This is a genomic window from Sandaracinobacteroides sp. A072, from assembly GCF_052616365.1.
In genome coordinates this window covers 126,597-144,345 of sequence record NZ_JBQXGU010000004.1, presented here as the reverse complement: position 1 = coordinate 144,345, position 17,749 = coordinate 126,597, and the positions used below count along the sequence as shown (strand labels likewise).

The 17,749-nt window shown below is 66.8% G+C and carries 22 protein-coding genes; 1 reads left to right on the top strand and 21 read right to left on the bottom strand.

Annotated elements, in window-relative coordinates:
- Positions 1-371: 371 nt before the first annotated feature.
- A complete protein-coding gene (locus tag ACUJ46_RS11720; protein WP_445390675.1) occupies positions 372-800 on the bottom strand; it encodes a CBS domain-containing protein in 429 nt (142 codons plus the stop codon).
- A gap of 63 nt (positions 801-863) precedes the next feature.
- Between ACUJ46_RS11720 and ACUJ46_RS11715 the strand changes: the two genes are divergently transcribed.
- Entirely contained in the window at positions 864-1,160 is a 297-nt protein-coding gene (locus tag ACUJ46_RS11715) for a hypothetical protein (protein ID WP_445390674.1), read from the top strand.
- Positions 1,161-1,178: 18 nt separating this feature from the next.
- Here the strand turns inward: ACUJ46_RS11715 and ACUJ46_RS11710 are convergent, their stop codons facing one another.
- The 20 genes from ACUJ46_RS11710 to purB form a co-directional block, all read right to left on the bottom strand.
- Positions 1,179-1,778: a pyridoxamine 5'-phosphate oxidase family protein gene (locus ACUJ46_RS11710; protein WP_445390673.1), complete on the bottom strand. Its 600-nt coding sequence runs from the start codon at positions 1,776-1,778 to the stop codon at positions 1,179-1,181.
- A gap of 41 nt (positions 1,779-1,819) precedes the next feature.
- Positions 1,820-2,617 carry a DUF4167 domain-containing protein gene (locus ACUJ46_RS11705; protein WP_445390672.1) on the bottom strand — a complete coding sequence of 266 codons (798 nt, stop codon included), beginning with the start codon at positions 2,615-2,617 and terminating at the stop codon, positions 1,820-1,822.
- A gap of 253 nt (positions 2,618-2,870) precedes the next feature.
- A complete protein-coding gene (prmC, locus tag ACUJ46_RS11700; protein WP_445390671.1) occupies positions 2,871-3,761 on the bottom strand; it encodes a peptide chain release factor N(5)-glutamine methyltransferase in 891 nt (296 codons plus the stop codon).
- Positions 3,751-4,836: a peptide chain release factor 1 gene (gene prfA / locus ACUJ46_RS11695; RefSeq protein ID WP_445390670.1), complete on the bottom strand. Its 1,086-nt coding sequence runs from the start codon at positions 4,834-4,836 to the stop codon at positions 3,751-3,753. The genes prmC and prfA overlap by 11 nt, the downstream gene beginning before the upstream one ends.
- Positions 4,833-6,125 (bottom strand): histidine--tRNA ligase, encoded by a 1,293-nt coding sequence (gene hisS, locus ACUJ46_RS11690; protein ID WP_445390669.1) that lies wholly within the window; start codon positions 6,123-6,125, stop codon positions 4,833-4,835. The genes prfA and hisS overlap by 4 nt, the downstream gene beginning before the upstream one ends.
- 63 nt (positions 6,126-6,188) lie before the next feature.
- Entirely contained in the window at positions 6,189-6,509 is a 321-nt protein-coding gene (locus ACUJ46_RS11685) for a DMT family transporter (protein WP_445390668.1), read from the bottom strand.
- Entirely contained in the window at positions 6,509-6,982 is a 474-nt protein-coding gene (locus ACUJ46_RS11680) for a GNAT family N-acetyltransferase (protein WP_445390667.1), read from the bottom strand. The genes ACUJ46_RS11685 and ACUJ46_RS11680 overlap by 1 nt, the downstream gene beginning before the upstream one ends.
- Positions 6,983-6,992: 10 nt before the next feature.
- Entirely contained in the window at positions 6,993-8,120 is a 1,128-nt protein-coding gene (ispG, locus tag ACUJ46_RS11675; protein WP_445390666.1) for a flavodoxin-dependent (E)-4-hydroxy-3-methylbut-2-enyl-diphosphate synthase, read from the bottom strand.
- Complete coding sequence (pal, locus tag ACUJ46_RS11670; RefSeq protein ID WP_445390665.1) at positions 8,120-8,671, bottom strand: peptidoglycan-associated lipoprotein Pal; 552 nt, start codon at positions 8,669-8,671, stop codon at positions 8,120-8,122. The genes ispG and pal overlap by 1 nt, the downstream gene beginning before the upstream one ends.
- 58 nt (positions 8,672-8,729) lie before the next feature.
- Positions 8,730-10,052, bottom strand: a complete 1,323-nt coding sequence (gene tolB, locus ACUJ46_RS11665; protein WP_445390664.1) for a Tol-Pal system beta propeller repeat protein TolB — start codon at positions 10,050-10,052, stop codon at positions 8,730-8,732.
- A gap of 21 nt (positions 10,053-10,073) precedes the next feature.
- Positions 10,074-10,916, bottom strand: coding sequence for a TonB C-terminal domain-containing protein (locus ACUJ46_RS11660; protein ID WP_445390663.1), 843 nt, complete (start codon positions 10,914-10,916; stop codon positions 10,074-10,076).
- Entirely contained in the window at positions 10,909-11,304 is a 396-nt protein-coding gene (locus ACUJ46_RS11655) for an ExbD/TolR family protein (protein ID WP_445390662.1), read from the bottom strand. The genes ACUJ46_RS11660 and ACUJ46_RS11655 overlap by 8 nt, the downstream gene beginning before the upstream one ends.
- A 50-nt stretch (positions 11,305-11,354) precedes the next feature.
- On the bottom strand, positions 11,355-12,032 hold the full coding sequence (gene tolQ / locus ACUJ46_RS11650) for a protein TolQ (protein ID WP_445390661.1): 678 nt from the start codon (positions 12,030-12,032) through the stop codon (positions 11,355-11,357).
- Between the two features lie 110 nt (positions 12,033-12,142).
- On the bottom strand, positions 12,143-12,592 hold the full coding sequence (locus ACUJ46_RS11645) for a YbgC/FadM family acyl-CoA thioesterase (RefSeq protein WP_445390660.1): 450 nt from the start codon (positions 12,590-12,592) through the stop codon (positions 12,143-12,145).
- Between the two features lie 7 nt (positions 12,593-12,599).
- Entirely contained in the window at positions 12,600-12,986 is a 387-nt protein-coding gene (rplS, locus tag ACUJ46_RS11640; RefSeq protein ID WP_445390659.1) for a 50S ribosomal protein L19, read from the bottom strand.
- Positions 12,987-13,069: 83 nt separating this feature from the next.
- On the bottom strand, positions 13,070-13,759 hold the full coding sequence (gene trmD / locus ACUJ46_RS11635) for a tRNA (guanosine(37)-N1)-methyltransferase TrmD (RefSeq protein ID WP_445390658.1): 690 nt from the start codon (positions 13,757-13,759) through the stop codon (positions 13,070-13,072).
- Positions 13,759-14,229, bottom strand: coding sequence for a ribosome maturation factor RimM (gene rimM / locus ACUJ46_RS11630; RefSeq protein WP_445390657.1), 471 nt, complete (start codon positions 14,227-14,229; stop codon positions 13,759-13,761). Before rimM ends, trmD begins: the two co-directional genes overlap by 1 nt.
- Positions 14,230-14,262: 33 nt before the next feature.
- On the bottom strand, positions 14,263-14,697 hold the full coding sequence (rpsP, locus tag ACUJ46_RS11625; protein WP_445390656.1) for a 30S ribosomal protein S16: 435 nt from the start codon (positions 14,695-14,697) through the stop codon (positions 14,263-14,265).
- Between the two features lie 51 nt (positions 14,698-14,748).
- Positions 14,749-16,200 carry a signal recognition particle protein gene (ffh, locus tag ACUJ46_RS11620; RefSeq protein ID WP_445390655.1) on the bottom strand — a complete coding sequence of 484 codons (1,452 nt, stop codon included), beginning with the start codon at positions 16,198-16,200 and terminating at the stop codon, positions 14,749-14,751.
- Between the two features lie 202 nt (positions 16,201-16,402).
- Positions 16,403-17,719, bottom strand: a complete 1,317-nt coding sequence (gene purB, locus ACUJ46_RS11615; RefSeq protein ID WP_445390654.1) for an adenylosuccinate lyase — start codon at positions 17,717-17,719, stop codon at positions 16,403-16,405.
- Positions 17,720-17,749: the final 30 nt, after the last annotated feature.

Sequence of the window (17,749 nt, the reverse complement as noted above, 5' to 3'; positions counted from 1 at the left end):
ATGACCAGCCCCCACAAGCGTATGCGTCAGGACATATAGACGAACTTAAGTAACACAAATCCGAGCCTCGAAAACCCGGATCGTGGCACCGCCGTCCACATGTCCCTTCATATAAACCAACAATGAGAAAAAGCGGGGCAGAAATCCCTACCCGGTATCGGCTGACACCAGGACAAACCTTCCGGTCTGTCGGGATCCGGCGCTTTCTTCAGGGCTTCCGGAGAAGCTCCGAAGTCGGCGTCGACTGCGGAGGCGGCATATGGCGGTGCAGCCCCGAACCGTCAACAGCTATTTTCCGGCATCCTTGCGTTTTTTTGCATTTTGCGCGGAAACGTCGTCGAAGCTTCTTTATACGCAATTTCCGCAAAGTTTCAACCGGCGGATATATAATCCTTCAAGGCGGAAGCTTCCTGCTCCACTTCCTCGATTCGGCGCTTCACGAGATCACCGATGGATACGAGGCCCACGAGACGACCCGATTCCATGACCGGAAGATGCCGAATCCGCCGTCCGGTCATCAATTCCATGGCATGCGGAACCGAATCTGCGGGGCTTATGGTGATGACCGGCGCCGTCATGATCTCCTTCGCCTTCAGCGAGAGCACATCGCCGCGATGCGCGGCGAGCCCGCGAACGACGTCACGCTCCGACACCACGCCCACAACCGACTCGCCTGTCATGACCAGCACGGCCCCAATGCGCCGCGCCGTCAGTTCGGCGATGATTTCCGAAATGCTTGAGTCGGGCCCGACGGTCACGACCTCGGAACCCTTGTCCTGCAGGATGGCTGCTATGCCCATCTCCGCTCCTCCCATTTGCTCTCCCGCCTTGAATGTCACCCAAAACAGGCCGAATGAAAAGGGATGACCATCCCATCAAAGACACAGGCCACCCATGCAGAGCGCATGGCGGAGGCGAAACGACGCTTCGTACGGCTCATGCAGCTGATGCTGGCAGCCACCCTTCTTGTTCTCGTGCTGGCATTTTCCTGGCTTCACGCGACGGGCACACCACTGCCCTTCCACTTTATCGTGGCCATCTCGCTTGCCGTCATCGGCTCGCTGATGCTGGCGGCAGCCCTCATGGGGCTTGTCTTCTTCTCGCATGCAAGCGGCGCGGATGACGCGCCCGAGTCCATCGACGATATCGAGCGCCCGTGAAATCCGGCCAGCCTCGCCTCAGGGGCTGACCCACGCCGCTTCAGTGTCACCATGGGCCGGCCAGCGGAACCGGCAGCGCAGATGCGCCGCATTCCCGACCCACAGCAGATCGGCCTCGAAAACCTGCACTTCGATCAAGGCGAAATTCTCTTCGCCCGATCCTGAGAGCGATGCCATAGGCCCGGGCTGGGCAGCCCCCGGCGGCAGCATGCCACGGTAATTCCGCCGCGCTGCATCTGGTACACGCGCCCATGCAGCCTTCACGAGGGGCCCTGCATCAACGACATTCGCTATTCCGTGCAGGCGCGCCTGAAGCTGCGCTCCGGGATCGTAGAAGACCATGGTCACGCGCGGCTGGGCGGCAATGTCTCGCAGCTTCCCGGCACGGGAATCGCTGTGGACCATGAGCCGCCGTGCCGAGGCATCGACCGCGCGCAGCACCAGAGTGCGCGCATCAGCGGCGCCATCCTCACGAACGGTGGCAAGAACAGGGGTGCGCCAGGGTGCGCCACGATCAGACAGGGCATGCTCCAGCCGGCGCCACAGCATGGCTTCGGCGGCTGCAAGGCTATCGAAGCCTTCCGGCACCTGGACGGACGGTTCCGGCTTGCCGCTCAATGCGCCCTCCGCGCCAGTAACTGTGCTGGCAGACGCGACGCTCAGCCGTCGACGGGTGTCGCCTCGACCTTGCGCGGACGGCCGCGCGGACGCTTGCGCGGCGCGGGCTCTTCCTCGGCGACCGCTTCGGCTTCGCGCGGCGCCACGGCTGCGGATCCGGCATCATCGCGTTGGCTATCCTCGCGCACGGGCACACCGCCAAAGGCGACCAGCGCGGCTTCGCCGTCGCTCACGGGCTGGACGGCCGCACGCGGGCGAACACGCCGCGATTCGGGAGCCTGCGTGTCGCGTTCCCCTGTCTGCTCATCGTGGCGGGCACGCTGACGACGGCCACCATCGCCCTCCTCCCGCTCGGGGCGCTCTGCACGCTCGGGGCGGTCGGTGCGCTCCCCGCGCTCGGCGCGGCCGCCGTCACGCTGGCGGCGGTCCCGATCCTGCCGCTCGGGGCGGTCGGGGCGCGCACGATCCGCCTGGGGCTCGCCGCTTTCCTCATTTCCGTCGCCACTGTTCTGGGCGTCCGCCTCGCCGCCCGTCATGTCTTCCTCATACTGGTCGAACATGCCTCTGCGGGCGCGCATCTCTTCCTGGCGGATTCGGGTGTCATTCAGCACGCGGAAATAATGATCGGCGTGCTGAAGATAATATTCGGTCGCCACGCGGTCGCCGGACTGGTGGGCATCCCGGGCGAGCTGCTTGTATTTTTCGAGAAGCTGGTGGGCGTTGCCGCGAACCCGGACTTCGAGCCGGTTCGCACCCTGACCGCCCATGGGCTGGCCCATCGGGCGAGGGTTGGCTCCGCCGCTACCGCGACGCCTGCGCCCGCTCTGCCTGTTCTGCATAGGTTTCCGATCGTCCTTCTCGTGATGCAACGCATTGCCATGCATGCGCCATCCCCAGACCAAACCATTAGGAAACCAAGGGAAAACCGGCAGGTCATCCATGGTCCGCGAGGTCAGGGCGGAGCGTTTCCGCATGCTGCCATGCCACTTCCAGCCTGCCGGTTTATACTGCCCGATCTTCGGGCGGCTGACACCTGATGGCATGTTGGGGGCAGGGCCGCTCGGCTCCTACCGGCTGCGCTGCTCTTTCCATCTAGTGCGTAGCGGCTGCCTTGCCAAGCCCATTCGGAAACCAGAGGCGAAGCGCGCGCGGCCGACCGGCAAGATCGCACGCCACATGGGAAGCAAGGCCGGATTGAGAGGCAAGAGCTGCAAGCGCCTCTGCCTGACTGGCCCCGAACTCGAAGATCGCCACACCATCGGCAGCCAGGATGCGCCCGAGATCGGGAAACAGCAAGCGATAGGGGTCAAGCCCGTCCGGCCCGCCATAAAGCGCGCCCGCCGGCTCATGCAGCGCGACATCGGGCATCAATATTTCACCCTCGGGCACATAGGGCGGGTTGCACAGGATAAGGTCGAAGCGACCATCCAGCCCGGATGCCCAGTCCCCGGCCCGGAACCGCGCGCGCCCGTCAAAGCCGAGCGCTTCGGCATTGGCGCGTGCCACGGCCAGGGCTGCCTCCGAGCGGTCGATCCCCAGCCCCGTCGCCTGCGGCCATTCGCTGAGCGCTGCCAGAAGCAAGGCCCCGCTACCGGTTCCAAGGTCGAGGATGCTGGCCGGCGGGCGGCCCGCGCGGGCCGCCAGCGCATCGACAATCAGCGTCTCGCTGTCCGGGCGCGGCACCAGCACGTCCCTCGTCACCTTGAGCGGAAGCGACCAGAATTCCCGCTCGCCCAGAATATGGGCCACCGGCTCATGGGCGGCCCGGCGCACGAGAAGCGCGGCAAAATGCTTGCGAACGGCATCGGATACCAGCGGGCGTGACGCCAGCATCGCCATGCGACCCATGCCGAGGGCCGAGGCCAGCAGAAGCTCGGCATCGAGGCGCGGCGTATCCCCCGGCAAGGCAGCGGCAGCGGCCCGAAGCAGCATGAGGGCGTCGCCAGTTTCGGGCAGATCCACGGGCGAGGCGTCAGCCCGCATCGAGTGCGGCAAGACGGGCGGCCTCGTCCTCGGCGACCAGCGCCGAGATCAGTTCCTCCAGCCCCGGCCCCTCGAGGATTTCCGGCAGCCGGTGCAGGGTCATGTTGATGCGGTGATCGGTCACGCGGCCCTGGGGGAAATTATAGGTGCGGATACGCTCCGACCGGTCGCCCGAGCCGACCATGGCCCGCCGGTCGGCAGAGCGCGCGCTCGCCAGCTTTTCGCGTTCCAGCTCGTAAAGGCGGGCGCGAAGCACCTTCATCGCCTTGGCCTTGTTCTTGTGCTGGCTCTTCTCGTCCTGCTGGCTCACCACCAGCCCGGTCGGCAGGTGGGTGATGCGCACGGCGGAATCCGTGGTGTTGACCGACTGGCCGCCCGGGCCTGATGACCGGAAGACGTCGATGCGCAGATCCTTGTCGTCGATGTGGACATCGACATCCTCGGCTTCAGGCAGGACCGCGACGGTGGCGGCCGAAGTATGGATGCGGCCGCCCGCTTCCGTCACCGGCACGCGCTGCACGCGGTGGACACCGCTTTCGAACTTCAGCCGGGCGAAAACCCCCTCGCCCGTCACGCTCATGACGATTTCCTTGAAGCCGCCAAGCTCGGCGGCCGAAGCGCTCATCACCTCGACCCGCCAGCCGCGCAGTTCGGCATAGCGCTGGTACATGCGCGCGAGGTCGCCGGCGAACAGGGCCGCTTCATCGCCGCCGGTCCCGGCGCGGATTTCAAGGATGGCAGGCCGCGCATCGGCGGCATCCCTGGGCAGCAGCTGAATGGCCAGCGCGCGCTCGACATCGGGCAGACGCTGTTTCAGCTCGTCCAGCTCATCAGCGGCCATCGCCCGCATGTCGGCATCGGTTGCCGGATCGGCCGACAGCGCCTCCAGGTCAGCGCGTTCGCGCCGCATGGCGATCACCGCCCGCGCGGCATCGGCCGCCGGTGTCAGCTCGGCATAATCCCGCGACAGGGCGACAAAACGCTCGGGTGCGAGCGCGGGGTTCGCCATCTCGGACGACAGAGCATCGTGCCGCTGGACAATCTGCGCCAGCCGCTGGTCGGAAAGAGCGATCATTGGCCCGGCTTTTCGTTTCCGCCCGAAAGCATCGCATAATCATCCGGCAAGCGTCCGAAAACCGCAGCCTGACGGGCACGTTCGCCCTCGTCCCCGTCCTTCACGCGGTCCACCAGCTTCAGGCTCGATGCGCGCCTTTCCGCATCCTGCACATAGAGGATCATCTGCACCTGCTGCCGGGCCGCCTGCTCGGCCCGCTTGCGCGCATTGCCCTTGTAGGACTGGGCAACCACAGCACCTTTGGCGCGCAGGGTCTGGGCGATCCGCAGCGCTTCGGCTTCGGCCTCGGCCGTTTCGGGGATCACGGCGACCAGCGGCCGCTCCGCCTCCGGCAGGGCCGTCAGCATCATCAGCCGCTCGATTCCGCCCGCCCAGCCGACAGCCGGGGTTGGCGGGCCGCCCATGGCTTCCACCAGCCCGTCATAGCGACCGCCGCCGATCACCGTCGCCTGCGCGCCCAGCGAATCGCTCACGAATTCGAAGGCCGTATGGCGATAATAATCAAAGCCGCGCACCAGCCGGGGCTGGCGGATGAAATCGACGCCGCTTGCCTGCAGCCCCTTCGCAACCGCTTCGAAAAAGGCGCCCGCCTCTGTGCTCATGAAATCGTCGATTGCGGGCGCGGCTTCCACCAGCGGCCGGTCCTGCGGTTCCTTCGAATCGAGGATCCGCAAGGGGTTGGTTTCGAGCCGCCGGCGGCTGTCTTGCGAAAGCGCATCGGCGTGGGCCGAAAAATGCTTCACCAGCCCGTCCCGCCAGGCGTCCCGCGTCTCGGCATCGCCCAGCGTGTTCAGCTGCAGGGAAACACCCGCGATCCCCAGCTCCCTGAGCAGCAGGTCGGCAAAGGCGATGAGTTCGACATCGGCGGCCGGCTCGGCGGCGCCCAGAACTTCGGCGTCGATCTGGTGGAACTGGCGGTAGCGCCCCTTCTGCGGGCGCTCGTAGCGGAAGAGCGGCCCGTGCGTCACCAGCTTCAGCGGCGTGAACTGCTGCCAGCCGTTGGAGATGAAGGCGCGGCAGATACCGGCGGTGAATTCGGGCCGCAGGGTCAGCGATTCGCCGTTGCGATCCTCGAAGCTGTACATCTCCTTCGAGACGACATCGGTCGTTTCGCCCAGAGTCCGGGCGAAGACCTGGGTGAACTCCACCACCGGAACGTCCACGCGGCGAAAGCCGAAGCGCCGCGCCACATCGCGGAACCGGTCAACCACATGTTCGAAGCGGGCAGCCTCCTCGCCCAGGAAATCCTGCATGCCGCGCACCGCTTGCGGCTTTGCGGGGGCTTTCACTTTGGTCCTCTCGGTCATGGCGCGCCGCCTAGCAGGCCATGCGGCTTCGCGCAAAGCGCCAGCTCAGGCCGGGCTCACCAGCTTCAGCCCGATGATCGCCGCCACCAGCACCGCCAGCAGCACCAGCCGCAGCGACTCCAGCGGCTCGTGAAACAGCCACATGCCGACAAGCGCCGTGCCCGCGGCCCCGATGCCGACCCAGATGGCATAGGCCGTTCCCAGCGGAATGACCCGCTGGGCGCGCTCCAGCAGAATGAAGCTCAGCCCGGCCGACAGGAAGAAGCCGGCCGACCACCAGGGGTTGCGAAACCCGTCGGACAATCTGAGGCAGGTGGTGAAGCCGACTTCGAGAATCCCGGCCAGCAGCAGGAACAGCCACGCCATCAGCCCGCCCCGAAGGCCGCAAGCGCATCGCCTTCGAGCCGCCATGTCTCCCAGCCTGTGGCATGGCGCGCGCCCAGCTTCTCGTAAAAGCGCTTGGCGCTGCTGTTCCAGTCCAGCACGTTCCACTCCATGCGGCCGCAATCCATGGAAACCGCCAGCGCCCCAAGGCGCTTCAGCAGCGCGAGGCCAAGGCCATGACCGCGCCATTGGGGGGCGACGAACAGATCCTCGAGGAACAGGCCACGCCTGCCCGTCCAGCTGGAAAAATTGAAGAAATAAAGCGCCATGCCCACAGGCTCATCGCCGGCGAAGGCAAGCAGCGCCCGCACATGACCTTCGGCCAGCGCCTTGCGGCAACCGGCCTCGGTCATCTTCACCTTGTCCGCTTCCTTCTCATAGGCGGCAAGCGCACGCACGAGCGCTAGCACATGGGCGGCATCATCGGGCGTCGCCGCCCGGATCTCGGCTGTCATGCAAAAGCTCTCATTCAGCGGCCTGCGCGCTTTCCACGGGCTTTGCGGCTTCGATCTCGGCAGCCTTCGCCTCGACCAGCGCCACGATGTGATCGACCACGCCGGCATCGTCGATCTGGTGGTCCGTCACGCCGGACAGATAGACCATGTGGCGGCCATTGCCGCCGCCGGTCAGGCCGATGTCGGTTTCGCGCGCTTCCCCCGGCCCGTTCACCACACATCCCAGAACCGAAAGCGACAAGGGCGTGGTGATGTGCGCCAGCCGCTTTTCCAGCAGTTCGACCGTGCGGATCACATCGAACCCCTGCCGCGCACAGGAGGGGCAGGAAACGATCTTCACACCCCGCGCCCGGATGCCGAGCGATTTCAGGATGTGGTAGCCAACCTTCACCTCTTCCTCCGGCTCGGCCGAAAGCGAGACGCGGATGGTATCCCCCACCCCGCCCCACAGCAGCATGCCAAGTCCGATGGAGGATTTGACCGTTCCGCCTATCAGACCGCCCGCTTCGGTGATGCCGAGATGCAGGGGATAGTCCGAACGGGCGGCCAGTTCGTTGTAGGCCGCAACGGCAAGGAACACGTCGGACGCCTTCACCGAGATCTTGAACGCGTGGAAATCCGCATCTTCCAGAAGCTTCGCATGCTCGAAGGCGCTTTCGACCAGCGCTTCCGGGCAAGGCTCGCCATATTTTTCAAGCAGATGCTTTTCGAGGCTGCCGGCATTCACCCCGATGCGGATGGAACAGCCATTGGCCTTGGCCGCGCGCACCACTTCCTTCACCCGCTCGGGGCTGCCGATGTTGCCCGGGTTGATCCGCAGGCAGGCCGCGCCGGCATCCGCCGCCTCGAGGGCGCGCTTGTAGTGGAAATGGATGTCGGCAACGAGCGGCACGCGCGCTGCCTTCGCAATCTGCCGGAAGGCCCTGGTTGCATCCTCGGTCGGGCAGGAGACACGGATGATGTCCGCCCCCACCTCCTCGCAGCGGCGGATCTGGTCGATGGTTGCGACCGCATCCTCCGTCGGTGTGTTCGTCATGGTCTGGACGGAGATGGGGGCATCCCCGCCCACGGGCACCTTGCCCACCATGATCTGCCGGGACTTGCGACGATGAATGTCGCGCCAGGGCCTGACGGACATCAACGGCTCCCGACGACGACGGTCACGGCACGGCGGTTGCGCGCCCAGGCTTCCTCGCCGGAGCCATCGACGGCCGGGCGTTCCTTGCCATAGCTGATGATCGACAGCCGCGCGGTATCGACGCCTTGCGCCGCAAGGAAATTCTTGGCCGCATTGGCCCGCCGCTCGCCCAGCGCGAGGTTGTATTCCCGCGTGCCGCGCTCGTCGGCATGGCCTTCGATGGTCACGCGCACATCGGGGTTGCGCACCATCCATTCGGACTGGCTGCCAAGGATCAGCCGCGCCGCCTCGTCGAGGCCATAGCTGTCGAAGCCGAAGTAGATGGTGTCCGATCCGGCCGAGGCGATGAGATCGGCCTGGCTTCCGGGCAGCGCCGTGGAGCCGACCGGCTCGGCGGGCGCGACCGTCTGCGCCTCGTCGATCGGGGCCGGGGCCTGGGGTTCGGGAACGGGCTGCCACGCCTGCGGCGGCAGCACGTCACGGTTGCGGGTGCAGGCGGTCGTGGCAAGGGCTGCCACGAGCAGAAGCATCGGTGCGGTCAGTCTCTTCATGTCACGCTCCTTACTAGAAAAACCGGGTCTGTTGATAGTCATCTCGGCGTCTCGCGGCTCAGGGAAGCAATGGCCCCCAGGCGGGGTCGCTGGCATCGAGTGGGGTCGGGATGCGGCGGTCGTTGCGGCCGATCAGGTCGATGGACCTGAGGCTGGAGCGTCCGTTCGGCTCGGCGCGGGTGAACAGGATCACCCGGCCATTGGGGGACCAGCTCGGGCTTTCGTCCTGCCAGCTGTCGGTCAGCAGCCGTTCGCCGCTTCCGTCGGGCCGGATCACGGCAATGCGGAACTTGCCGCCGGTGATCCGGGTGAAGGCGATGAGGTCGCCGCGCGGGCTCCACACCGGGCTTCCGGCACGGCCGTCGCCAAAACTGATGCGCTGCACGCCCGAACCGTCCGCATTCATCACGTAAAGCTGCTGCGATCCGCCACGATCACTTTCGAAGACGATGCGCTTGCCATCGGGTGAAAAACTGGGCGAGGTGTCGATGTAATTGCCGCTGGTCAGCCGGGTGGCCCGCCGGGTCGGTATGTCATAGGCAAGGATATCGGCGTTGCCGGAACGGGTCACGCTCATCAGCAGCGTCCGGCCATCGGGCGAGAAGCGGCCGGCGAAGCTCATGCTGTCGAAATCGCCCACCGATTCCTGCCGGCCGGTCGTGATGTTGTAGAGCCACAGGCGCGGCCGGTCGTTGGCGAAGCTCATGTAGCTGATGGTTTCCGAAGCCGGCGAGAAGCGCGGCATCAGCACGAGCGACTGGCCGCTCGTCAGGAAGCGGTGGTTGGCGCCATCCTGGTCCATGATGGCCAGCCGCTTCACCCGCTTCGTGCGCGGGCCGCTTTCCGCCACATAGACGATGCGGCTGTCGAAATAGCCGCTCTCGCCTGTCAGCCGGGCATAGACCAGGTCCGAGCATTTGTGGGCGGCCCGCCGCCAGCCGGCCGGCGTCACCGTGAAGCCCTGCCGCACCAGCTGTTCTTCGGAAAAGACATCATGGAGGTAGCAGCCGACCGTGAGCGTCCCGTCAGGGTTCGCGGAAACGAAACCGGTGACAAGCGCCTGTGCCGCCGCCATGCGCAGCGCCGGGAAGCGGGGGGCGGCGATATCGGCCATCGCCGGAACCGGAACGGATTCCGCCGGCACCGGCCGGAACAGGCCTGTGCCGCCCAGATTGCCGGCAATGATGGCGGCCACCTGCCGGCCAAGCTGCGCGGTGTCGCCAGCGGGCGTCGCAACAGCGGCAGAGGTCGCAAAGGCCGGCACCGCAATCGGCATCGGCGCCTGTGTCCCGCTGGTGATGTCCACCCTGAGCTGCGCCGCAGCCGGAGTTGCCACCAGCAGCAGGGCAAGGGCTCGAAGGAGCAGGGGGGCGGGGTTCATCCGTCGCATCATGTCTTCCGATCAGGTCATCATCCGGGGGTCGAAGTTCAGTTCGAATTCGCGCCAGTAGGGGAATAGGTCATCCGGCAACCGAAGCGGGGCGCACCTCAGCACCGCCCGGCGCGCCGTTTCCACGAAGGCGCGGGCATAGGCCTGGTTGCCGGCGGTCGCGCCTGTCTGGCTCACGAATTCCGGCGCGCCGGCAACAGTGCCGTCGCGGTTCAGGCGGATCTTCAGGACCGCCGTCATCCCGGCCACGTCGGCGCCGCCGATGGGCGGGTTCCAGCAAGGGGCGATCTGGGCGCGGATCGCCTGCTCCAGCGTCGCCATCGCAACCGGGCTCAGCCGCGCGCCCTTGGGGATCGCCTGCTCGATCGAGCGGGCAAAGGCCGATGTGTCGCGCGGGCGCTGCGGCGCTTCGGGAAGCGACTTGTCGATCAGCGCGGCCATGGCGCCGGCATCGAACTTCGCCGGCGGCGCGGGCTTTCGCTGTGCCGCCCTGGGTGGAGCGGGCGGGCGCCTTTCCTCGGCGATCGCATCCTGGGGCGCAGTGTCCGCCGGCGCTTGCCGGACCGGCTCGACAGCGGGCGCAGGGGGCGCGGGCGGGGCAGGCACCGGCGGGGGCGGGGCCGGCTCGGGCTGCGGCGCCGGCGGCGTCTCGCCGGTTTCGCGCGGGGCCGCCTCCATCGAGGGCCTGGGCGGCGTGGTCACGGCCGCCGTCTCCGCAATCTCGACAAACTCGATCGGAATGCTGTCGCTGTTGTCGTTCATGGGCGGCAGGGCCTGCGCCAGCCCCAGCGAAAGCGCCGCGAACAGCAGCAGGTGAAGCCCGCCGGCAACGGCAAGGGCGCCCTTCTCAGTCATCGGCTCCCTCGGTTGCCCGGGGCTGGTTCACCAGCGCAACACGCCCGAAGCCCGACCCGGTGACATCGGCCAGCAGTGCTGCCACCTGGCCGTAGGGAATGGCGGCATCGGCGCGGATCACCACCCGGGCATCGGCCCCGCGCGCCTCCTTCAGCGCCGCAAGCCTTGCGGCAAAGGCCTCGGCCGACAACGCCTCTTCGCCGACGTAGCGCTGGCCGCGCCCGTCGATGGTTACGGAAATCGGCTCGATATCCGTCGGCAGGGCCTTTGCCGTCGTTTCCGGCAGGTCGACCGCCACGCCCGTCACCAGAAGCGGCGCCGCGACCATGAAGATGATGAGCAGCACCAGCATCACGTCCACCATGGGCGTGACGTTGATTTCGGACATGGGCGCGCGCCGGCGGCGGCCGCGTCCCGCGCCAGGCGCGCCCATGGCCATCAGGAAACGCCGTCCAGTTCGCGCGACATCAGCGCGTGGAAGGAAGAGGAGAAGCCCGAAAGCCTGTCTTCCAGCCGGACGATGCGGTGAAGCAGCCTGTTGTAGCCGATGACGGCGGGAATGGCCGCGAACAGGCCGATCGCCGTGGCGAACAGCGCCTCGGCAATCCCGGGGGCAACCACGGCGAGGCTGGTGTTCTGCGTCGCGCCGATGGCGATGAAGGCGCGCATGATGCCCCAGACAGTGCCGAACAGGCCAACGAAGGGCGCGACAGAGCCGATGGTCGCCAGAACGTTCAGTCGGTCGGACAGGTCCGAGACAGAGCGTTCGGCCGAAGCTGCCATCACCGTCGTCAGGCGGGCGCGCACGCCCTCGCGGTCGACATTGTGGCGCCCCTCCACCGAGGCCTGCCATTCGTCCATCCCGGCGAGGAACAGGTCCGCCACCGGGTGCTGGCCCTTCACGGCCTTCAGTTCGTCAAGCGACTTCGCCTTCCAGAAGCGCTGCTCGAAGGCATCGGCCTCCCGCCCGATGCGGGTCAGCAGGCGGGAACGTTCCAGAATGATCGCCCAGGACCATATGCTGGCAAGCAGAAGCCCGATCATCACCGCCTTAACGACGAGATCGGCCTGCAGGAACAGCGCCCACGGAGACATGGCCTCCGCTGTCTTCACCATCACCTGGTCCACATTTCACTCCGGCTGCGGGCGAATTCCAGCGCCCGGGATAATCGATCAGGCTTTACGAGATCTGAACGGCCGGCCTCAAGGCCGAAGCTGCCCTTCTGTCAGCCTTCCAGCAAGGTGCGGAAGCGCGCCACCCAGCCGGCCGGCTGCCGCCGGGGACGGCCCGAGGTGGTGAGAAAGGCAGCCCGCACATGGGCATCGGTCAGCAGCGTGTCGCCGCGCAGGATTCTCTGGCCCATGTCGACCGTCGCGCCACCGATCGCCAGGCAGCGGGTTTCGACGACGAGTTCGTCATCCAGCCGCGCCGGAGCGGCATAGCGCAGGGACAGATCGGCAACGGCATAGACACCATCACCAGCCTCGAAGGCGGCGCGCTGGTCTATGCCCAGCATGCGCAGCAGATCGCTGCGCGCGCGCTCCATGTAGCGCAGGTAATTGGCATGATAGACAATGCCGGAAAGGTCCGTGTCCTCGAAGAAGACACGGACCGGAAAGAGGTGGATGGGCCCGGCAACAAGGCCGGAAACCGGCGCAGGGCGCGCGCCGGCCATGTGGCTGTCAGGCCTGGGTTTCAGCGACCGGGCGTGCGTCGCGGCGTTCGGCGATACGCGCCGACTTGCCCGAACGGCCACGCAGATAATAGAGCTTCGCACGGCGCACGGCGCCACGGCGAACGACCTCGATGGCGTCGATCACCGGCGAATAGAGCGGGAAGACGCGCTCGACGCCTTCACCGAAGCTGATCTTGCGGACGGTGAAGCTGGAGCCCATGCCCTTGTTCGAACGGGCGATGCACACGCCTTCGAACTGCTGGACGCGGGTGCGCTCGCCTTCCTTCACCTTCACGCCCACGCGGAGCGTGTCGCCGGCGCGGAATTCGGGAACGGCGCGGGCAGCCTTCAGCTTCTCGATCTGTTCGGCTTCGATCTTCTGCAGCAGGTTCATTCTTCTCTCCTTCGGGCGGGGGCAGCCTGCCCGTCGCCCATGCCCTCTCGGGGGCCGGTTGATGGCGCCAGAGGGCGACGATCTCAAAGGGGCTTGTCGCCCAGCAGATCAGGCCGCCATAGCCTCGTGTCCTCTTCCGCCCGGCGCCTGCGCCAGGTGGCGATCTTCCCATGATCCCCCGATGTCAGCACATCCGGGATAGCATGCCCCTCCCACACGGCGGGCCGGGTATAGTGCGGATATTCCAGAAGGCCGCTTTCGAAGCTTTCCTCGTCTCCGCTGGAAGCCGCGCCCATTACGCCAGGACAAAGCCTGACGCAAGCATCGAGCAGAACCATCGCCGCCAGCTCGCCGCCGGACAGGATGAAATCCCCGATGGAAACCGGCTCGACCTGCCTGCCGGCGAAAATCCGCTCGTCAAAGCCTTCGAACCGCCCGCACAGAAGCGTGACACCCGGCCCCGAAGCCAGCGCGCGCACGCGGTCCTGTTTCAGGCGCGGGCCGCGCGGGGTCAGGGCAAGAACGGGCGAATCGGGCGCCTTTGCCCGCGCGGCGTCCACCGCCCGGGCCAGCACATCCACCCGCAGCACCATGCCCGGCCCGCCACCCGAGGGCGTATCATCGACATTGCGGTGCCGGCCTTCGGCGAAGTCCCGCAGCTGGATGGTGTCCAGCCCCCACAGTCCGTCGCGCAGGGCCCGCCCCGCCAGCGAATGACCGAGCGGCCCGGGAAACATTTCCGGGTAGAGGGTGATCACCCGGGCCTGCCACATCAGCCGGCATCCACGAAAGCGCGTTCAACCCGGATCGTTTCACCGACATCGAGAACGGCAGCCGGAATCAGCGGCACCATCACGCGCCTGCCGTCCGTCCGCTCGATCTCGAGGATGTCGGAGGCGCCGAAATTCTCGACCGACACGACCGTGCCGACAGGCGCGCCGCCCTCATCCTCGACGGAAAGGCCGAGCAGATCGTGCCAGTAATATTCGCCCGGCCCGAGCGGCGGCAGGCTGGAGCGCGGCACGGTCAGCAACTGGCCGCGCAGGGCTTCGGCCGCCGTCCGGTCGGCAATCTCGGCAAAGCGTGCGACAGCGCCCTGCTGCCCAGGCCTGACCGACCTGAGCGTCAAGGTCCTGCCGCCCACCTCGAAGCTGGCATGGGCCTTCAGGCTTTCGGGCGAGGCAGCGAACAGCTTCAGCCGCACCTCGCCCGTTATGCCATGGGCGCCCGCCACCGCCGCCATCACGACGGGCCGATCGGCGCCAGCCGGCAAGGATCAGGCCTCGGCCGACTCGGCGGCTTCGGCCGGAGCATCCTGAGCGGGCGCTTCCTCGGCCGGGGCGGCAGCGGCGGCGGCGGCTGCCTCGGCGGCCTCGGCGGCCTTCTGGGCGCGCATTTCAGCGCGTTCCCTGGCCTTTTCGCCTGGCTCGGCCTTCTTCGGGTTGCTGCGCGCGTCACGCTTCAGCAGGCCGGCGGCGTCAAGGAAGCGGGCCACACGGTCAGTCGGCTGGGCGCCAACCGAAAGCCAGTGCTTGGCACGGTCGGAATCGAGCGTCACGCGCTCCGCGCTGTCCTTGGGCAGGAGCGGGTTGTAGGTGCCCAGCTTCTCGATGAAGCGGCCATCGCGCGGAGCGCGGCTGTCCGCCACCACGATGCGATAGACCGGGCGCTTCTTCGCACCACCGCGCGAAAGCCGGATCGACAGAGCCATGTTATGTTCCTTCTTCTCTAAGTCTTGTCTTGGTCTTGTTTAAATCTGAAATCAGCGTTTGAACTTGAAACCGCCGGGCAGCTTCGGCGGCATCAGGCCGCCGGGAAGCCCCGGCATGCCGCCGGGGGCGCCCGGAAGACCACCCGGAAGCCCGGCGCCCATGCCGCCGCCGCCGAACAGCCCGGCCAGTGCACCAAGGCCGCCCATCTTCTTCAGGCGCTTCATGGCGGTTTCCATGTCGGCATGCATCTTCAGGAGCTTGTTGACCTCCTGAACGGTCACGCCCGCCCCCTTGGCAATCCGGATCTTGCGCCGGGCGTTCAGAAGATCGGGCTTTGCCCGCTCCTTCGGAGTCATGGACAGGATGATGGCCTCGAGCCGGGCAATCGACTTGTCGTTCACATTGCCCTTGTCCATCGCCTCCTGCGCTTTGGACATGCCGGGCAGCATCTTCGCCAGCGCGCCAAGGCCGCCCATCTTCTTCATCTGCTGGAACTGGGCGCGCAGGTCATTGAGGTCGAACTTGCCTTTGGCGAGCTTCGCCGCCATCGCCTCGGCTTCGGCGACATCCAGCGTCTCGGCCGCGCGCTCCACCAGGCTGACGACATCGCCCATGCCGAGGATGCGGCCGGCCGCCCGCTCGGGGTGGAAGGGCTCGATCTGGTCGATCTTTTCGCCGGTGCCGATGAACTTGATCGGCTTGCCGGTGATGAACCGCATGGAAAGCGCCGCACCGCCGCGCGCATCGCCGTCCATGCGGGTCAGCACGACACCCGTCAGCGCCACGTCCCGGCCGAAATTCTCGGCAACGTTCACGGCATCCTGACCGGTCAGCGAATCGACGACGAGCAGCGTCTCGGCCGGTTCGGAAACCGTAGCCACCGCCTTCATCTCGGCCATCAGCGCCTGATCGACATGCAGGCGGCCGGCGGTGTCCAGCATCAGCACGTCGAAGCCCTGGAGCTTCGCGGCCTGCAGGGCGCGGCGCGCGATATCGACAGGCTGCTGGCCGGCAATGATGGGCAGCGTCGCCACGCCCACCTGCTCGCCCAAAATCCGCAGCTGATCCTGCGCCGCCGGGCGGTTCACGTCCAGCGAGGCCATCAGGACCTTGCGGCCGCGCTTTTCCTTCAGCAGCTTCGAAAGCTTGGCGGTCGTCGTGGTCTTGCCCGAGCCTTGCAGGCCCACCATCATCACGACAGCCGGCGGCGCGACATTCAGCTCGACATCGGCGCTCTCGCCGCCCAGCGTCTCGACAAGCGCGTCATGGACGATCTTGACGACCTGCTGGCCGGGCGTGACCGATTTCAGCACTTCGGCGCCAACGGCGCGGGCGGTTGCGCGGTCGATGAAATCCTTCACCACCGGAAGCGCGACATCGGCCTCCAGCAAGGCCACGCGCACTTCGCGCATGGCCGCGCGCACTTCCAGTTCGTTCAGCGCGCCACGCCCGCGCAGCTTGTCGAACACGCCGGCAAGGCGTTCGGACAGGCTCTCGAACATCAGCAGCTCACCTTCATCAAACCGGTTTCACCTCAACGCAAAACGCGCCGGTGGGCGAACCTTCGCTGACCGGCGTGCATCCATGGACGCTCGAAACAGAGTCCGGGCGCGGAGCTGGGCCTATCGCCCGGCGGTCGGCGGGAGTCAAGTGCGCGGCCTCCATGCCGGGGCGCGGCGCATGGAACAGGGCCGCAACGCTGGCTCAGGCCTTGCCGAACACCCGCTCGAAAATGACGTCCAGGCGGGCGAAATGATGGTCAAGCGTGAACAGCGCGTCGAGTTCGGCGGGCGACAGCTTCGTCGTCACGTCCGGGTCGGCGCCCAGCAGATCCCGCAGCTGCAGCGTGCCGTCCGATTCCCAGACCTTCATCGCATTGCGCTGGACGATGCTGTAGCTGTCCTCGCGCGAAACGCCGGCCTGGGTCAGCGCCAGAAGCACCCGCTGGGAATGGATCAGCCCACCCATGCGGTTCATGTTCTTCAGCATCCGCTCGGGGTAGATCAGCAGCTTGTCGATCACGCCCGTCAGCCGCGCCAGCGCGAAATCGAGCGTGATGGTGGCATCCGGACCGATTCCGCGCTCGACGGAGGAGTGGGAAATGTCGCGCTCGTGCCACAGGGCCACATTTTCCAGCGCCGGCGTCACGGCCGAGCGCACCAGCCGGGCAAGGCCCGTCAGATTTTCGGTCAGCACCGGGTTGCGCTTGTGCGGCATCGCCGACGAACCCTTCTGCCCGGGCGAGAAATATTCCTCGGCTTCCAGCACCTCGGTGCGCTGCAGGTGGCGGATCTCGGTCGCCAGCCGCTCGACGGAAGAGGCGATCACCCCAAGCGCCGCGAAATACATGGCATGGCGATCACGCGGGATCACCTGTGTGGAAATAGGCTCCGGCGTCAGGCCCATCCTGGCCGCGACATGCGCTTCCACGCGCGGATCGATGTTGGCGAAGGTGCCGACGGCGCCGGAAATGGCGCAAGTGGCGATTTCGGCGCGGGCGGCGCGAAGCCGGTCGCGGCAGCGGTCGAATTCCGCATAGGCCTGCGCCAGCTTGAACCCGAAGGTCACCGGCTCGGCATGGATGCCGTGGCTGCGGCCGATGGTGGGCGTATGCCGGTGCTCCATCGCGCGGCGGCGGATGGCGTCCAGCAGCGCGTCCATATCGGCGAGCAGGATGTCCGTCGCCCGTGTCAGTTGCACGGCAAGGCAGGTATCGAGCACGTCGGACGATGTCATGCCCTGGTGCATGAAGCGGGCTTCCTCGCCCACCTGCTCGGCAACCCAGGTCAGGAAGGCGATGACATCATGCTTGGTCACCGCCTCGATGGCGTCGATCGCAGCCACGTCGATGGCGGGCTTCGTCGCCCACCACGCCCAGAGCGCATCCGCCGCCGATTGCGGAACGACGCCAAGGCTTGCGAGCGCTTCGGTCGCATGGGCCTCGATCTCGAACCAGATGCTGAACTTCGTTTCGGGCGACCAGATGGCCACCATCTCGGGGCGGGAATAACGCGGGATCATGGCCGCTGGCCCTAGCCCCCGCGCGGCCCG

Bases quoted from the DNA above. Each gene is read 5' to 3' on its own strand.
- ACUJ46_RS11660 (WP_445390663.1), bottom strand. From the start codon at position 10,916: ATGACTGAGAAGGGCGCCCTTGCCGTTGCCGGCGGGCTTCACCTGCTG.
- rpsP (WP_445390656.1), bottom strand. From the start codon at position 14,697: ATGGCTCTGTCGATCCGGCTTTCGCGCGGTGGTGCGAAGAAGCGCCCG.
- ACUJ46_RS11645 (WP_445390660.1), bottom strand. From the start codon at position 12,592: ATGGCCGGCGCGCGCCCTGCGCCGGTTTCCGGCCTTGTTGCCGGGCCC.
- ACUJ46_RS11720 (WP_445390675.1), bottom strand. From the start codon at position 800: ATGGGCATAGCAGCCATCCTGCAGGACAAGGGTTCCGAGGTCGTGACC.
- prfA (WP_445390670.1), bottom strand. From the start codon at position 4,836: ATGATCGCTCTTTCCGACCAGCGGCTGGCGCAGATTGTCCAGCGGCAC.
- rimM (WP_445390657.1), bottom strand. From the start codon at position 14,229: ATGGCGGCGGTGGCGGGCGCCCATGGCATAACGGGCGAGGTGCGGCTG.
- pal (WP_445390665.1), bottom strand. From the start codon at position 8,671: ATGAAGAGACTGACCGCACCGATGCTTCTGCTCGTGGCAGCCCTTGCC.
- tolB (WP_445390664.1), bottom strand. From the start codon at position 10,052: ATGAACCCCGCCCCCCTGCTCCTTCGAGCCCTTGCCCTGCTGCTGGTG.
- purB (WP_445390654.1), bottom strand. From the start codon at position 17,719: ATGATCCCGCGTTATTCCCGCCCCGAGATGGTGGCCATCTGGTCGCCC.
- ACUJ46_RS11715 (WP_445390674.1), top strand. From the start codon at position 864: ATGACCATCCCATCAAAGACACAGGCCACCCATGCAGAGCGCATGGCG.
- ACUJ46_RS11705 (WP_445390672.1), bottom strand. From the start codon at position 2,617: ATGCAGAACAGGCAGAGCGGGCGCAGGCGTCGCGGTAGCGGCGGAGCC.
- ispG (WP_445390666.1), bottom strand. From the start codon at position 8,120: ATGTCCGTCAGGCCCTGGCGCGACATTCATCGTCGCAAGTCCCGGCAG.
- rplS (WP_445390659.1), bottom strand. From the start codon at position 12,986: ATGAACCTGCTGCAGAAGATCGAAGCCGAACAGATCGAGAAGCTGAAG.
- prmC (WP_445390671.1), bottom strand. From the start codon at position 3,761: ATGCGGGCTGACGCCTCGCCCGTGGATCTGCCCGAAACTGGCGACGCC.
- ffh (WP_445390655.1), bottom strand. From the start codon at position 16,200: ATGTTCGAGAGCCTGTCCGAACGCCTTGCCGGCGTGTTCGACAAGCTG.
- ACUJ46_RS11655 (WP_445390662.1), bottom strand. From the start codon at position 11,304: ATGTCCGAAATCAACGTCACGCCCATGGTGGACGTGATGCTGGTGCTG.
- trmD (WP_445390658.1), bottom strand. From the start codon at position 13,759: ATGTGGCAGGCCCGGGTGATCACCCTCTACCCGGAAATGTTTCCCGGG.
- ACUJ46_RS11680 (WP_445390667.1), bottom strand. From the start codon at position 6,982: ATGACAGCCGAGATCCGGGCGGCGACGCCCGATGATGCCGCCCATGTG.
- tolQ (WP_445390661.1), bottom strand. From the start codon at position 12,032: ATGGTGAAGACAGCGGAGGCCATGTCTCCGTGGGCGCTGTTCCTGCAG.
- ACUJ46_RS11685 (WP_445390668.1), bottom strand. From the start codon at position 6,509: ATGGCGTGGCTGTTCCTGCTGCTGGCCGGGATTCTCGAAGTCGGCTTC.